Annotated in this window: 18 protein-coding genes; all 18 read right to left on the bottom strand. The window is 35.6% G+C overall.

All coding sequences use genetic code 11. The annotated features are described in order from the left end of the window. Nucleotide 1: 1 nt before the first annotated feature. A complete protein-coding gene (gene dcm / locus C8E03_RS08255) occupies nt 2–2,509 on the bottom strand; it encodes a DNA (cytosine-5-)-methyltransferase (RefSeq protein ID WP_110290774.1) in 2,508 nt (835 codons plus the stop codon). A 24-nt stretch (nt 2,510–2,533) separates the two neighbouring features. Beyond that, the gene (locus C8E03_RS08260) at nt 2,534–2,713 is read right to left on the bottom strand and encodes a MerR family transcriptional regulator (protein WP_094376938.1); all 180 of its coding nucleotides are present in this window, start codon (nt 2,711–2,713) and stop codon (nt 2,534–2,536) included. Nucleotides 2,714–3,217: 504 nt separating this feature from the next. Next, nucleotides 3,218–3,640, bottom strand: coding sequence for an N-acetyltransferase (locus tag C8E03_RS08265; protein WP_110290775.1), 423 nt, complete (start codon nt 3,638–3,640; stop codon nt 3,218–3,220). A 17-nt stretch (nt 3,641–3,657) separates the two neighbouring features. Further along, a complete protein-coding gene (locus tag C8E03_RS08270) occupies nt 3,658–4,200 on the bottom strand; it encodes a metallophosphoesterase (RefSeq protein ID WP_110290776.1) in 543 nt (180 codons plus the stop codon). 150 nt (nt 4,201–4,350) lie between these two features. After that, nucleotides 4,351–5,118, bottom strand: coding sequence for a hypothetical protein (locus tag C8E03_RS08275; RefSeq protein ID WP_094377097.1), 768 nt, complete (start codon nt 5,116–5,118; stop codon nt 4,351–4,353). Between the two features lie 228 nt (nt 5,119–5,346). Next, on the bottom strand, nt 5,347–6,048 hold the full coding sequence (locus tag C8E03_RS08280; RefSeq protein WP_242993451.1) for a class I SAM-dependent methyltransferase: 702 nt from the start codon (nt 6,046–6,048) through the stop codon (nt 5,347–5,349). A gap of 110 nt (nt 6,049–6,158) precedes the next feature. After that, a complete protein-coding gene (locus C8E03_RS08285; RefSeq protein ID WP_110290777.1) occupies nt 6,159–6,986 on the bottom strand; it encodes an ABC transporter ATP-binding protein in 828 nt (275 codons plus the stop codon). Beyond that, on the bottom strand, nt 6,983–8,014 hold the full coding sequence (locus tag C8E03_RS08290; protein ID WP_110290778.1) for a FecCD family ABC transporter permease: 1,032 nt from the start codon (nt 8,012–8,014) through the stop codon (nt 6,983–6,985). The genes C8E03_RS08285 and C8E03_RS08290 overlap by 4 nt, the downstream gene beginning before the upstream one ends. Continuing rightward, a complete protein-coding gene (locus C8E03_RS08295; RefSeq protein ID WP_207657796.1) occupies nt 8,011–9,006 on the bottom strand; it encodes a FecCD family ABC transporter permease in 996 nt (331 codons plus the stop codon). The genes C8E03_RS08290 and C8E03_RS08295 overlap by 4 nt, the downstream gene beginning before the upstream one ends. Beyond that, nucleotides 9,003–10,094: an iron-siderophore ABC transporter substrate-binding protein gene (locus tag C8E03_RS08300; RefSeq protein WP_110290779.1), complete on the bottom strand. Its 1,092-nt coding sequence runs from the start codon at nt 10,092–10,094 to the stop codon at nt 9,003–9,005. Before C8E03_RS08300 ends, C8E03_RS08295 begins: the two co-directional genes overlap by 4 nt. A 243-nt stretch (nt 10,095–10,337) precedes the next feature. After that, complete coding sequence (locus tag C8E03_RS08305; RefSeq protein ID WP_094377101.1) at nt 10,338–10,757, bottom strand: YjdF family protein; 420 nt, start codon at nt 10,755–10,757, stop codon at nt 10,338–10,340. A gap of 148 nt (nt 10,758–10,905) precedes the next feature. Then, on the bottom strand, nt 10,906–11,793 hold the full coding sequence (locus C8E03_RS08310) for a helix-turn-helix transcriptional regulator (RefSeq protein ID WP_110290780.1): 888 nt from the start codon (nt 11,791–11,793) through the stop codon (nt 10,906–10,908). Nucleotides 11,794–11,982: 189 nt separating this feature from the next. Next, a complete protein-coding gene (locus C8E03_RS08315; RefSeq protein WP_110290781.1) occupies nt 11,983–12,726 on the bottom strand; it encodes an ABC transporter permease in 744 nt (247 codons plus the stop codon). After that, complete coding sequence (locus C8E03_RS08320) at nt 12,713–13,447, bottom strand: ABC transporter ATP-binding protein (RefSeq protein ID WP_110290782.1); 735 nt, start codon at nt 13,445–13,447, stop codon at nt 12,713–12,715. The genes C8E03_RS08315 and C8E03_RS08320 overlap by 14 nt, the downstream gene beginning before the upstream one ends. A gap of 280 nt (nt 13,448–13,727) precedes the next feature. Then, entirely contained in the window at nt 13,728–14,657 is a 930-nt protein-coding gene (locus tag C8E03_RS08325) for an ABC transporter permease (protein ID WP_094377105.1), read from the bottom strand. Between the two features lie 22 nt (nt 14,658–14,679). Next, entirely contained in the window at nt 14,680–15,363 is a 684-nt protein-coding gene (locus C8E03_RS08330; RefSeq protein WP_170122941.1) for an ABC transporter ATP-binding protein, read from the bottom strand. After that, a complete protein-coding gene (locus tag C8E03_RS08335; protein WP_170122942.1) occupies nt 15,363–15,890 on the bottom strand; it encodes a stage II sporulation protein M in 528 nt (175 codons plus the stop codon). The genes C8E03_RS08330 and C8E03_RS08335 overlap by 1 nt, the downstream gene beginning before the upstream one ends. A gap of 84 nt (nt 15,891–15,974) precedes the next feature. Next, entirely contained in the window at nt 15,975–16,628 is a 654-nt protein-coding gene (locus C8E03_RS08340) for an ATP-binding cassette domain-containing protein (RefSeq protein WP_094377108.1), read from the bottom strand. Nucleotides 16,629–16,637 lie beyond the last annotated feature (9 nt).

The raw sequence follows: 16,637 nt of genomic DNA on the forward strand, positions 1-16,637 counted from the left end.
CTTACTCCTTTAGTACTCCATAGAAATATACACTTGCCGCATCTACGTTTAACGATCTGGTCTGATAGTTCCTCGCAATTTTGTAAAACTCACGATATTCTTTTGTCGCAAAATAGGCTAACTGGCTATCTGTCAATTCAATATTTTCCTTTGGTATGAGCACAGCAACCGAACCATTGACTACTGTATTTTCTACATTTCTTATCACACGAGGTTTATAGGTCATATTTGGTGTTAGGTAAACTGTATGATCGTTTACATACTTGTATGCGGCAAGCTCTTTTACTATATCTACATCAATATAAGCATCGTAACCTGGTATGTCCACTATTTTGGTTCCATCCTCGTTAATGTTTCTCGATTTCAAAACCCTGATTGCATTTTGGGTTTTATCACTTGTCTTAGAATTTGTAATTTGCCTGTCACGAAAAACGTTAAATAAATTAAATGTAAGCTTTGAGCTAATTTGGTCAAAAAATTCATCTCGGTAAATCAGCCAGTACGGATATTTGGAGTCCATGATGTAGGATTGCTTTTGCTTTACTATTTTTTGAAGTGGCAAGGATTTAATTTTTGTGATATTTTTTCCTCCCTGCATGTTAATAAAAATACAAATGGTTTCTACTAGAACCCCTTTAAATCCTAACTCTCCAAAATCCTCGATGCATTCAACTTTTTGATTTTGCAACAACTCTCTGGTCAAACGAAATTCAGGTGTGTTTAACAAGGCTTTTGGTGTAATCATCGCTACATAATGACCTATTTGCATTGCCTTTTCTACGAAAAACTCAAAGGTATTTGTCGTCGCCTTATTATAATTGTTTTTAAGATAGTCCTTGGCTTCCTTTGCTTTTAGTTTGCTAAACGGAGGATTTCCAATTACTAAATCATATTTTTTATGAAAATTATGTTTTAAAAAGTCATCATGAATAAAACGAATTGTAACATTATCAGGAATTTGCTGGTTTTTCAATAAGGACTTGAGAATATTGATATTATTGGAATCAATATCAACCACATCCAAATTCACTTTTGCTGCTCCCTCGTATTTCCTAAAAATAAAAGGTAGAAAGTTACCTACGCCAACAGACGGTTCTAAAATATTAATTTCAGCTTTTTCAAAGTCTGGAAGCTCCTTATAGATTTCGTTTATGATAAATTTATTTGTATAGAATGCCGCATTGTTTTCACGCTGAGAATTTGCTAATTCCGCAATTCTTGCCAGTGTCGCATGACCTAAATTATGTGGATTTCTTTTTATAAATTGTGCCAGCTTCTTAGCATCTATCAGCTTATTCTCGTCAATCGTCTTTAATATCTGATTGTTGCTATAATGCATCTGTTCCATAAAGTTCTTGATATTACAGGCTACCTGATAAAAAATATGCGTCGGAACTGCTTCACCGATGCTTTGTCGTATTTTGATCTCTTCTTTTTTCAAGAGCTGCTGCTTTTGTTCACTGCTTAGTGCATTCAGTTCCTCTAATGACTGATTCACCCATTTGAAATCATCCGGAATGGTCATAATCTTCATCAGTTCCCGAATGGAAAATACGCGGTCTTCTACCGGGTGTACGGTGTTCTGACTTGCCAACTGATCGTTTCGTGTATGGATACAGGGTGCAGCTTTGTCCCAATTTTGTCTTGTATATTTATCTCCATTCTTTTGTTGATTCATTACGATAGTTCCGTCCACTATTTTATGTGGACGCTTTAATTCATCCTGATTATCAAATGCACTTTGTCCTTCCTTTAAATCATGCACCCAGCATCTCATCTCTTTAGGATAAATTCGAAACGCATGATAAAAATCTTCTTCACATATCTCTCCCCACTCAAGAGCGGGCATGTTCCCGATTACTTCTTTTAGCGTTTTTTCATTTTGGCAGGACGGATAAAGCTCAATCGGAGCTACAAATTCTGATAAGCTTTTACTTACTCCAATGACCAAAGTTCTTGTTCTGGAAGAATTCGAGCCATAATTTTTAAAATTTAAGATTCGGTTTGCAATAATATAATCCTCTGCCAGCTCCTCATAGATGACATCACCGATTGCCTTTATCGTTCCATCCAAAGCGGTACAGCCCGTCTTCATAAATGCCGAAACATTTTCAAAGACGAAAAATCTTGGCTTTATCTGCTTTACAATATGTATGGATTCCACAACAAGACTGTTTCTGACTATTTCATCCTCTGCCTTTTTATGATTAGCAACCGACATTCCCTGACAAGGAGGGGTTGCAATTAATACGTCAATTTTGTCATTACCAAGCTTTTCCCAGCGCTTTATCTCGTCAAATATCTGCTTTTTGGTAGAAGCTTTCGTAATATCCTCGCAGATGTAACCTGAGTCAAATCTGCATTTATGATTATATTTTTGTACCTTGATTCTTCTTTCTACCAATTCGTTTGTTGCAATGCATTCAAAACCTGACTCCTTAAACCCAAAGCAGCCAACTCCTGCACAACTGAATAAGCTAATATATGTTAATGTTTTATCCTTTAACATGATTACACCTTCCTATGTCATTTTTTAAACTGCTTCCACGTGCTTCTTTCTTGCATCCTGTGGTTTTATTGCATCATATGGTATCAACCATGTTTTTCCTTTTTTAATTACACCTTCAATTCGCTGTTCTTCACACAAAACGGCAATTCTTCGCGGTGAAATCCCCCATTTTACAGACATTTCATTCGTCGTTAAGTAATCCATTTTATGACCTCCTATTTCTTGTTTTATTATATTCATTTATCTGAATAAAATCAAGTTTTTTCGAACTTTTGTTCCTTGTTTTCTTGAAATAACAAAGCGGACAAGTCCGTACCTACTCCCTAATCTCTTACTCCTGAGAGACTTGACCGCTTTTTCGCGCCGAATGCAGTCACGCTGTGACATTTGCCACTTGCATTCGTGCGCATTGTGTTTTTATTTCATAGAATCAAAGCTTTTATACGTTATCACAGCAGATCTTTTCTATGAAATAACAAAGCGGACAAGTCCGTACCTACTCCCTAATCTCTTACTCCTGAGAGACTTGACCGCTTTTTCGCGCCGAATGCAGTCACGCTGTGACATTTGCCACTTGCATTCGTGCGCATTGTGTTTTTATTTCATAGAATCAAAGCTTTTTTACGTTATCACAGCAAGATCTTTTTTTATGAAATAAAAAAGCTTTGAAGCCAGTCTTCCAAGCTTCAAAGCCTATTCTTTATAGTATTATTTTATCCATTTCATTACCAGTTCTGCTTCGCCTGTATTATCATCAACCTGTTTTAAAATAATGGTAAAGCCTTCCCTAAGGTAAAAGCTCACTGCACGCTCATTCTTTTGATAAACCTGCAAGGATAATTCCTTATGCTTTGATTTTACATAATCAAGCAATTGCTTTCCGATTCCTTGTGACTGTGAATCCTCTGCTACAAAAATACCTGCTATATAGCTTTGGTTTAAGCCGATAAAGCCTTGAAGCTTCCCATCCTGTTCCACAACGAATAGCTTCGCCTGAGGCAACATTTCTTTTACTGCCTCATAATTATCTTTCCAATAAGCATTTTCTATAAAAGAATGAGCTGATACATTGGTGTCAAGCCATAGCTTCATTATTTTCTCAATATCCTCTGCCTTAAAATCCCGAATCATCTTATCTCCTTTACACATCATATATAATTCAGTTTATCGTTTTTATTATGAAAATCCTTTATCGATTCCCATATCTCTTCAATTGAAACAGGCTTTCCATCATGAGAATCCACGCCAACTTCATAGCGGCGAATCGGTTCTCTCGTTGCCTTTAAGCTGTGTAAATGTCCGTGAAGGTGAGCTCTGTCATTATCATAACCTACCCACACTTCGATAGGAAAATGAAACAATGCAAATTTGGTATTCAAGGTACGCAGCTCATAATATTGCTTCGTCCATACGTAAAGGCTTTGGTCAAATTGGGAGTCCTTTAGGTATTTATCATTATTTCCAATGACAAGATATTTTGTTCCATTCAGTCTCTTTAATATTTCATTTGTTTGCTCTCCCGTTCCGTCAGAAACGTCACCAAGCAAATAAACTTCATCCTCTGGTTTTACAACACTGTTCCATTGTCTGATGATGTATTCGTTCTTCTCCTCACAAGATTGAAACAGATGTTTTCCTATAAAAGGCGGCTTTTTGCAGTAGAAATGAGTATCTGAGGTAAAATATAGCATTTGTGTCACTCCTTTTTTATAAAAATCGAAATCGCTTGGATCAATAATGTAAAGAATTTTTGCATAGATATTTCATAGGATGGAAAAATGCATCCACAACTTTCACTGTAACGTTAAAAATATGTTACTGCTATCAGAATAATAGTGTAATCATGAATTAGTATTAAAATCCATACTAACTATTGTTTCTATGTTCTCATCTGATAACTCATACCATTGCACATCTTTTTTCTCATTTTGCTGATCGCAAAAAGCATTGTAATCATCTTCTGTAACAGAAGCATTATTTATGAAATACGAAACTACTGCATCATCTCCACTTAAATCTGCCTGCGAATACCCAAGTGTTTCCGTTTCAACGGTGTCCGAATTAAAGTTCAGAATTTTATTGATTCCTGCGTCTGCCGCACTGTCTGCATAACTATATGTTCCGTCTTCTTTTGGCATTTCAAAGCCCCGATACACAAAATTGTATCCATAAACCATGCCATTGATGTAATGTAATATCTCATATTGTTCCGGAGAATCACCCAAAGATAATTCAAGTACCACTTCCGGTATTTGATCCTTGTCCATATCGATTACGGTAAAATTTGTCACTTTGTAACTACCTTCGTATTCAGAATTTTTTTCCAAAAATTCCTTTAGAGAAAATTCGTGATTATCCTCCGTGCTGAGGAATGAAACCTCGTTTTGCAAAACAGCCTTATATGCATTTGCAGGCGAAGCGTCCTCATCCTCTGAGTAAGAGGTATCGGCAGCAGACTCGCTTGTTGAAACGTCATTCATTTGTGCACTGTCTGTGATAGTGCTTGATTTGCTGCTATTCGTAGTTGAATTGATCTTATTAGTGGAACACGCGCTAAGTGCAAGAATAAATAGTAAATTTAATAACATAATATAAGCTTTTAATTTCATAAAATACTCCTTTTTAATTTAAACAATGTTTGTCTTAAAATCTGTCACTTTAATTTTTGCCAGACTTCCACAACTTCACAATATGCATGGTTTTCATCTGGATAATGATCTCTTAATAAAATTTGTTCAGCTCTATGTTACTGATATTCCCATATTATTGACATTTTTATCTCCTTGTATAAAAACCACTCAAATTCACTCATTTGTAACTAACTTTATTACTAAAATTTAAATATTTGTTTTGCACATCAATATACATTCAGATAATATTTCGCTTTCTATTATAGAACTATCTATTATATCAAATCCATTTTTGCAGACAAATTCTATATATTCATCAGACTTCCACTTATGAAAAGTATGAAATCCTAATAGCTCCATTAACCTAATTCGTATCTTATTGACTTTTCCATCATAAACAAAAGTCGGTGCAATCAGTAATCCTCCCCTTTTTAAAATACGTCGTATTTCCGACAATGCATTTTCAGGGTTTGGCATAATATGAAGAGCATTTGCAATAATAACTGTATCGAACTTTTCATCTTCATATGACAGGTTCGTTGCATCCTGTATCGAAAAAGTAACTGGAAAACCAGATGCTCTTGTCTTTGCTTCTTCAATCATTTTTTCTGAAAAATCAGTTGCTTCCCAGGCACCTGCTTTTTTACATAGCGGAAAGGTAAGTTGTCCGGAACCACAGGCCAATTCTAACACTTGCATATTCTGATCCAAATATTTTGAAATTACCTTGCATAATTCCAGATATAGTTTCGCGTTTTTTCTCTCCTGCATGGGTGTATACAATTTTGCAAACTTTTCCCAGAACTTTTTATTTGAAATTTCTTTATCCATACTATCAATACCTCTCTTATTAAACATCTCCAACTCATTATTTTTGATACCAAATAATGTATATTTCAATATACCCATTATAGCATTCTAATACACAAAAATATAGCAATGAATACTCACAAAGTAAAATTCATTGCTATATATATTTCTAAATTTTTCTACCTAAACCGCAGTACTCCTGTGATCTTTTACTCATTGATTTCTATGCTTTCATTTACCATTACATAATGCCTGCCCTTTGGAACAATAAACGGAGAGCCGGAAACCGGGTCTTTGATGACAGCGCAGTCTAGTTCAAATACCTGCTTCATTTGTTCTTCTGTAATTACTTCAAAGGGCGTTCCCTGTGAAATCAGTTCTCCCTTTTTGACAGCAAAAATGTAGTCGGCGTAGCGCGCAGACAGATTAATATCGTGCAACACCATAACAATTGTCGTTCCCCTCTTTTGATTCAAATCGGTTAACAAGTCCAATATCTCTACTTGATAGGTAATATCCAAAAAGGTAGTCGGCTCATCTAGTAATAAAATGTCTGTCTGTTGTGCCAATGCCATGGCAATCCAGACTCTTTGTCTTTGTCCTCCTGAAAGCTCATCTACGCTTCGATTGGCAAGCTCCGTAATTCCCATAATATCCAGTGCCTCTTTTACTGCTTCATAATCCTTTTTACCCATTCCCTTTAGAAAGCTTTGGTAGGGAAAACGACCTCGAGATACTAAATCAGAAACAGTAATTCCCTCGGGAACAACCGGGGATTGCGGAAGCAGTCCCAATTTTCGCGCCAGTTGCTTTGGCGCAATTTCGCTGATTTGCTTTCCATCTAAAATGACTTCTCCCGAAACAGGCTTAATTAATCTTGCCATCGTCTTTAAAAGAGTTGATTTTCCACAGGCATTTGCTCCGATAATCACACTAATTTTATTTTTGGGAATTATAATATCTATGTTATTTACAATAATTTTTTTATCATAGCCGGCAACAAGACTGCTGGCTGTAAAGTAAGGTGTTTGTTTCATGCTGCCCCTCCGCTTTTATTCATGCGTATCAATAAGTAAATAAGATACGGTGCACCTAAAATACCCGTAATGATACCCACAGGGAAACGTGTATCAAAGGCATACTGTCCTATGATATCTGCCAGAAGCACCATAACCGCTCCTGTCAAACCCGCAGGCAGTATGGTGGAAATTCCCTTTCCAGCAAGCCACCCCGCAATCGGTCCTGACAAAAAGGCAACAAAAGAAATAGGTCCTGTCACCGATGTTGCCACAGCAATCAAAAATACTGCACACATTACCAGCAGAACTCTTGTCTGATCGGTTCTAAGTCCAAGCGTTATGGCTGAATGTTCCCCAAGCTCCAGAATTTTCAACTGTCTTCCCAAAAGAAACAACAAGCCGCCAAAAATCCAAACAGTCCAAAAAAGCCCTGCCATATCCTTACTTTGTATCCCATTTAAGCTGCCGCTAAGCCACCTGAGAGCTGCGGGTACATCATATTGATTGGCACGAAGCAACAAATAGGATATGACTGCATTTAGCATGGCCTGAATACCGATTCCAATCAAAATCATTTTTCCACCCGAAAAACTTGCACCGCGTGAAAGTACGTAAATCAGACAAGCAACTAACAGTCCTGCCAGAATAGACGCAATCGACGCAACTGTCGTGTTCACCTCTAATACCAAGATAAAAAACACCGCTGCCACACTTGAGCCTGAAGTAATGCCGATGATATCTGGACTTGCAAGAGGATTTCGAAGCATCGTCTGAAATGTGCTTCCCGCCATTCCAAATGCCATTCCTGCCATAATCCCTGCAAGCATTCTGGGATACCTAAGTGTCCTAATTGAGAAGGAAGCTCCTTGTATCTGCTCTCCCATAAGTACTCTGACTATCACAGAAAGTGAATATCTGGTATTGCCTAAATAAAGCATTGCGATACTTAGCATCAGTACGAAAACAGCCAGCAAAAATGTCACAGTGATAAAACGATTTTTCCTTTTTCGAAAACCTTCCTCTACATAATGATTCTTTTTTGTCATAATGAACGCACCTTCGCTCTCATCGCAATCGATACCAATACGGGTGCACCGATAAATGCTGTGACAATCCCTGCCTCTAATTCACCCGGAGTTCCAATTAGTCTTCCCAGAATATCAGATGTTGTTAAAAGGATTGCCCCTCCAATAGCAGACATTGGAACTACCAGACGCATATCTGCCCCACAAAGAAGCCTCATGGTGTGTGGAATCATAAGTCCCACAAAGCCAATTGGTCCTGCCAAAGCGGTAGTTGCGCCGCACAATAAAACACCTGCTAAAGCTCCGATTAATCGCACGACACCCGTTCGTACACCAAGGCCAGTTGCTACATCATCTCCAAGTGCCATAGCATTTAGGGCGGAGGCAAGGAAAATTCCCATAAGTAATCCTGCTGCCAAAAAAGGTGCTATGATGCGTATTCCGTCCCATGTAGCTCCGCTTACGCTTCCCACCTGCCAGAAGCGAAACGCATTCATGACTTCGGTTCTGGGCAAAATAACTGCACTGACCAGTGATGACAATGCAGCACTGGTTGCTGTTCCCGCTAATGCTAACTTGATTGGTGTTGCTCCACCATACCCCATTGAACCGATACGATATACAAATATCGCAGTAACCGCGGCACCTGCCAGTGCAAACCATATGTATTCACTTGCTGAATTGATATGAAAAAATGCTATTCCGCTGACTACAAACAAGGACGCTCCTGTATTAACACCCAGAATACTTGGATCAGCCACCGGATTTCGAGTTATCGCCTGCATCAGGGCACCTGAAACTCCAAGAGAAGCTCCTGCTAGAATACTAAATACCGTTCTGGGTATGCGCTCACGTATGACTCGCGACTCAAAAGAACTGCCGCCAGCTAACAGAGTATGTAAAACCGTATCTAAACTGATGTTTCTAGAGCCAAAAGCCAATGATGCTGCAAAACACAATATGATTCCAAGGCTGCTGGCGCCAATCATCAGGATCATTTTTTTTCGCATCATTCTACTTTATCTGCCGCCTCTCCAATCAAACTCAGATATTCATCAATGGTTGCGGGTATGGAGAGTGCACTTGGTGTTCCAGAAGCGGCAAGCGGTGTTTTGTCCTCAATCAAGGCAACAGAACCTCTTTGTACAGCGGGCAGTGTACCAATCAATTCGTCAGACTGCAAAGCCTCAAGAAGGGATGTATCCCCATATGCAATTAAAATATCTACGTCCTTTAATAAGTCCACATTTTCAGCACTCATTTCAATTGCAAAGCTGTCTGCATTCTCTGCAAGCTTCTTCACACTATCTGGCACGGACATACCAAGATCTGTTAAATAGGCTGCTCTTGGATCTGTCGGAAGATAAACATAGAATTTTCCTAAATCGGCAGGATTGAAATAAAAGAAAGCTGCCGTCTTATTTTCTATTTGTGTATACTTGGCTGATTTTTCTGCAATTAGCTGTTCTAAATCTGTAACCAACTGCTCTCCTTCTGTTTCCATTCCCATACCGGCTGCATCTAAAATAATCTGTTCACGCCAATAGGTCTGCCATGCAACTGTTGGATATGCAATGACAGGTGCAATTTCACTTAACAGGTTATATTCCTCCTGTGTAATTCCAGAATAAGAAGCAAGAATTACATCCGGCTGGGCATCACTGATTGCTTCATAATCAAGCCCATCCGTATCGTGAAATAAATTCGGTGTCTCTACACCTAATTGTGTAAAAGCTTCTTTTGTCCATGGAAGTAAACCACTATCATCTGTTACTCCGTAATTTGCTTCTGAAACACCAACCGGAACAACGCCAAGTGCTAAAGGTACATCTTGATTTCCCCACGATATGGTTGCAATTTTCTCTGGCTTCGTTTCAATGACAGTTTCACCAAATGCATGTTTTATAATGATTGGATATTCTACCTCTTGCGCGCTTTCGGTTTCTTTTGCATCTATTTGTTCTGTTTTTGAATTGTCTGTTTGCACTGTACTGTTTGTTATACCACTTGACTCAGTTGTATTTGTTGTTTCACTTGAGCATGCAGTCAATGTTATGACCATAGCAACTGCTATAATTGTACTTAATTTTTTTAATCCCATAGTAAACTCCTAACTTTGTGTATGTGTTTTATTATTCTTACTATTATTAGTTGTATCTAACCAATGTAGTCTAACATTGCTTTCCTATTTTGTCAATATAAAAAGTATGCTTTAGCAACTACTTTATGCTTTGATCTGTCTCTTATTTACTGTTCATGATTACTTACACAAAAACAAAGGACTTGATTTTTGCCCATTTAGCTATTACAAGTCCTTTGTTTTTATTGGTACATATTTTGTATCTTATCTGCCCTTATGTTTCTCTTTTCTTTTCTGTTGCTTTCGTTCGAATTGAACTAATTTTTCAGCCTCTTTTTGTTCACGGGAACGAGTCTTTTTTTCCATTTTTCCCAGTTCGTGCTGAAGCTTTAAAGCTTGTTGCGACTTTGTTCCTATTCCCACTTTCGTCATCTGTTTTTTTACTTCTCTTTGCAGGCGCTTCGGATTCATCCGCTCCTTTGCTTCTTTTACAGTATCAACAAAAGGGCTAAAGGGAAGTTTTTCGTAATTTTTCAAAATGAACTCCTGAATTTCATGATCTTTAGGTTCTTCGCCAAATGTAACCTTACAAGCAGATAGCTTACCATCAACTACTTGTTCAAAGACCCCTATCCAAAATGCTCCTTCAAAAAATACCTGTAATCTCCCTGATACTTTGTTCATTGTAATTCCTCCTTTTAGAATAAATGAACAAAGAATGGACAACCAAGGAGGCAGGTTACTGACAACAATAGTCTATGTTGCTCCCGGACTACCTACCGGGATGTGTTTTTATCTTTGTATTTACATTATATCAGATTGTATTCAAATTTCAAATAATATGTGACCGTTTCACTGCAGCCATCTCTATATAACCTCTTCTGCCAATCGGTTCTAACTGAATGCTTGGATTTGTATCATCCCATTCATATCCTTGAACACTTGGATTGTATTTCTTAATCAATTCTTGCACCTCTTCGATTGCCTGACAATAATCCGCTTCCAAAAACGGCTCCCCCTGAAACATCAGATAATCCGCTTCCTGCAGTTCTATCACATCAAATCCATTTGGAATATTTCCTGTATAGTCAAGTGGCACTTCCACGCCCTGAACATATTCTGAGGTTTCTGGTTCTCGATATTGTTTTGGCAGCCATAAACTGACTGGCTCGCCAAGAGTCCCTTGCATACTGGTAAGCAGTCCCCATATATCACAACCCATTTCCTCACAATATGAGAAATACTCTTTTGCATTTTTTCCACGTTTTATCAGCACTTTCCTTGCCGGTTTATGAATCAGTTGTATAAATACATGTTTTAATTCCGCCATTTTTTTATATTCCTTTCGAATTTCATTATATATCACTCCGTATGGAATGAATAAATAAATAGGAACCGGATTTTTAGCATATTCTCTTGGATTACATCCAAATTCGCGGTAAAAAGCCCGTTGATATCCCTCCACACTTTGAAATCCCATATCAAAAGCCACCTCTATCACTTTGCACTTATCATCTCTCAACCTTAGTGCTGAGGTAGATAACCTCAGCTTTCTGATATAATCAGCCGGTGTAAGATTGGTATATTCCTTAAAGAGACGATAGGAATACCAAGGTGAAAATAAAGACACATTCGCTAAATCTGCCAATGTAATGTTTTCATTGATATGTTTGTTGATATAATCTTGCATTCTTTGAACTGCTAAAACCTGCTCCTGCATTTTTTCTCCAATCTGAGGATTTTAACCGCTGCTAATCAATTTAGTTGATTTACATGTTTAAGAGTACAAGATTTACATACCCGTACTCCAAATATTTAATTTATAAAACTATCATACATGATTCTTTTATTATTTGCTCGACTTATTTTGCTTTTATAAAGCAGTAAGCATTTTAATGCAACTGCTTTCTTATTCCCAACGAAACAAACGAATGGAGCAGCCAATACAGACGATTGCAATGATAAGCATTACAATAACAGGGATCAGAACATTTTCTAATGCAATACCTAATGTTGCTGCTTTTAATATTTTAATTCCTTGCGTCAGAGGCATCAGATCTACTATTTTCTGCATTGGTATAGGCATCACTTCGTAAGGCAGCGTTGCACCTGAAAATACAAGCATTGGAAAATATAAAACAGATGCAATAACGGATGCGCTCTTACTGTTTTTTGCCACACCACCAACCAACATACCGATGCTTAGTATGGATAATAAAATTAGAAACCATCCTGCAAAAAAGACAAGATAAGAACCATGCATCTGAAAGCCCCATAATAATTTCGCAAGTATCCAAAGAAGTATAACCGACACGACCGAATAAATAGTATAAATTACTAAGTGAACAAACAAGATCAATGCAGGACTTACAGGAGTCACCTGAAACCTTTTTAAGATTTTTCGTTCTCGATAATCCGATACCAAAATTGGCAATCCCATTAGACCACCTGCGCATATTGCTATTGTACTAAGTGCTCCAAATGATTGCTCCAAAAATGTATATTGGGCTCCTTCAAAAGCTGGATTTTGTCCATAAATAATTCCTAGAATAGCAAGAACGATTATCGGCATAATAATAGCAAAAATAACCATATTCATATCACGAATGGATAATTTCATTTCAATTTTTAACATTTTTCTAAATGTTTTCATCTTGTCTTCCCTCCTCATCCGAAAACCAAAGATATGCATCCTCGAATTTGTCATATGGACTCTTTGCAATTGCTTCATTAACTGTTCCGTAAAATACAGTTTCGCCTTTCTTTAATATACAGATTATGTCGCATAGCACCTCTACTTCATCCATAAAATGCGAAGTTAAGATAATTGTTAATCCATTTTTCTTTAGGTTATCTAGTGTTTTCCATACTTCTTTCCTTGCTTTTGCGTCTAATCCTGTTGTTAACTCATCCAGAAACACAATTTGGGGGTTTGGAATCAATGCCAGAATTATAAACAGTCTTTGACGCTCACCACCCGATAAATCCTTAACTGCACATCTTTCTTTTTCTATAATACCAAACTGTTTTAATAAGTTATGCCAATCTTTGGGATTTTTATATATTGCTGAGGTTTCATCGCATAGTTCATCCACTTTAATTTCTCTTTGGTAATTTGCTTCTTGAAATTGTACACCTACGTTTTGAAATAATTGCTTTCTGTCTGATATGGGATTCTTTCCAAGAACCGTAACGAAACCACTATCTGGTTTTTTTGTTCCAAGAATACATTCAATACTTGTACTTTTTCCCGCACCGTTTGCTCCCAATAGACCTAGAACCATTCCCTTTTTCACTGATAAGTTTAAATTCGTAACAGCTCTATTTCCATGATACGATTTTGAAAGTTGTTTCACTTTTAATATTTCTTCCATTATTGCCTCCTATCTTTCACAACTCCATCATATCGTAAATTTATTTGGAATCTCTCGACTATTTTTGCTATTCTGATAGACATTAGCCAATTAATATCTTAAATATCAATTGCATTTATTCCTGTAGTGAATTTAAAGAGAATTAACTTGTTTGATACAAAAAGTATGCATTGACAACCTTATAACCAATTGGCTGACAATGCATACTTTATCTATACTTTATTTCTATCAATTACTTCCACTCTTTTTAGACATGGCTAAGCTGTAGTTACTTTAAACCTTAATATTCCTTATGTTTAAAAGACAAGCTAATGCCTATTGACATGATTACCATAAATAGTAACAAAACTATAATAAATCCATATATCATATTACTTCTGATAAATACTTCTTTCATATCTATCGTTAAATAATGAAATGGTAGTAGTTTCTTCCATCTATATTTTTCAATTAACAAATTAATTTTCCCTGCGAATATAAAAGTTGAAATGGGAACAATCAAAGCAATCTTGTCATTATTGAAAATAAAATATATAAAAGTCATAAGTACAATTAAGAAAATTGTTTTATATAAACTCAAACCAATACTCACAAAAAAATCTACTATATAGTTACTTTCTACTATACTTTTTTCAACCATTTTTACATAAATATAATCATTTCCATTGATACCAAACCGAAATAATCCCACAAGAAATGAAATAAAAGCATAGCTTAAAAATACTGCACAGGTAAGCATGATTGTAAATATCATTTTACCTAAAATAATTGTATTTCTATTCCTGCCACAACATACAAGATTTTTCCAAGTCTCATTTTCACTTTCTACACTATATACTCTACTACATAAGTATATGCATAGGAAAATAACAATTGTGAACAAATTTGTAGTTCTTGACATAAAATAATATACATTAGATGGATTGTAAGGTATATTATTTTTTAAACAATAATCTATAGTTGATACAATTCCATTGAAATAATCAATTAACTTGTCATAGTTTTCTTCTCCTGATTCTTTAGAAAGTGCTAATATACCCTCTTGTTGCAATTCTTTCATTTCCTGCGCATTTTCTTTCCATTCTTCAATCGGAGCAGACTCAAATAAAAGAGAATATGCCGATATTACAACAAACATAGAAATAAATACCACAATCAAATATTTTAATGTAACATTTTTATATAATTCACTCAATATCATATTCTTCATATTATGTATTACCACCACTTATTTATTGTCCATATATTGTTTCCAAATCTTCTGATTCCATATAGGTATTTATGATTGAAACCATTCTGCCGGATTTAATAAAACATACTTTGTTACATACTAAATTCAACTCGCTAAGTATATGACTTGAAACAATAACAATCTTATTTTTATTAGAAAGACTTTTTATAAGTTCTCTTACATATTTAATACCATCAGGATCTAAGCCATTTATCGGTTCGTCTAATACCACAATCTTAGGATCATTTATTATACTCATAGCAATCCCTAATCTTTGCTTCATTCCTAAGGAATATTTCCCTACCCGCAAATCCTTACTACTTAATAATCCAGCATTTATGATTGCATTATTACAAATTTCCTTGTTTCTTATCCCCTTAGTTAATGCATTAATTTCTACATTCTTATATCCAGATAAATGCTTATACATAGATGGTGATTCAATCATTACTCCAATCGGATATTCTTTTTTACCATAATAATAAGAAATTGGCTGATCATCCAACAAAACACTCCCTGATGTCATTTGACATAACCCACATATAATCTTCATGATTGTTGTCTTTCCAGCTCCATTCGGCCCAATTATTCCCAAAACATCTCCATGTTCCAAATTAAATGAAATATCCTTAATAATAGCTTTCCCTTTTATTTCTTTCGAAATATGGTTTATTGTCAATTGCACTAATGTCCCTCCAGTATATTTTTTCTTAAGAACCAAGTTGTTAAATTAGCTTCTACAAATGCTGCAACTACCGTAAGAATCATGATAAGAATACATAATTTAAAATTAGCCTTAAAAAAATCTTTAATAGATAATTTTTTTTTACAAATACAAATCAGACCGACCCATATATGAATTCCAATAGCTCCTGAAAGTACAATGGACGGAACTTCTAGTATTCCATGAAAAAATATAAAAGACATTGCATACATAAACGATTTTCTTATTGCAATACCACGAATAATCATACCTAATGATAACATTTCGCTTCCAACAAATAAAATTCCATACAATCCAAACGATCTGATTGATGTTAGAATAGCACTGAAGTTCACCATTAAATTATTCGATAAGATTTCCCAAAATGACAAATTTAAATTTGGATTATAGTCTATATCTAGTTCAATTAAATAGCCCAAAAAGAAACATATTATACCCAATGTAAATAGTACACCAAAGGAATACCAAATCGTTTTTTTTAATACCACAGCAATCTTCCTTATTAATATAAAGTAGTAGTTTTTATTGTCTCTCTCCAAAGACCCTATATATACTAACAATTACATATGAATTCAACGATAGATCATCGTATTTGTATTTACAATATTAAGCTCATTTGTGGTAAATCTATCTAACTTCTCATCATTTGAATGAGTCGCATATATCATAATTGCCTTATTTTGCTCAATATATCTTTTTAGATAGATTAACAGATTACTTACAGAGTTTTCATCCAGGTTGACAAATGGCTCATCCAAAAGAATCACTTTTGGTTTATCCAACAAATTTGTAACAACCGATACTTTTTGCCTGGTACCTAATGACAAATTTTTAATTAAGGTATCTTTAAAATCATTCAACTCAAGCAAATCAATTAATTCAAAGATTTTATTCTGCTCCATTATGCTCTTTTTGGAAGTATTCATAATATCAGATAATAGTTCGATCATCTCCATAAGAGTTAAATATTGATACGAAAAAGCTTCATTCGATAAAAATGAAATATTCCCCATATATTTAACGTAATTATTATGTAAGCTTATATCATCATAATACACATTCCCTTCAAAATTTATCAAACCACCAATTATATTTAATAATGTAGTTTTTCCGGAACCATTTTTACCTCTGACTGCAACAATGGATTCATCGCTAATGACACTATTAATACCATTTAAAACAATCTTTGACTCATATTGTTTTCTTATTTCTTGTAATCTTAGCATTTTTAGCCT

This window comes from Lachnotalea glycerini (assembly GCF_003201285.1).
Lineage (GTDB): Bacteria > Bacillota > Clostridia > Lachnospirales > Lachnospiraceae > Lachnotalea > Lachnotalea glycerini.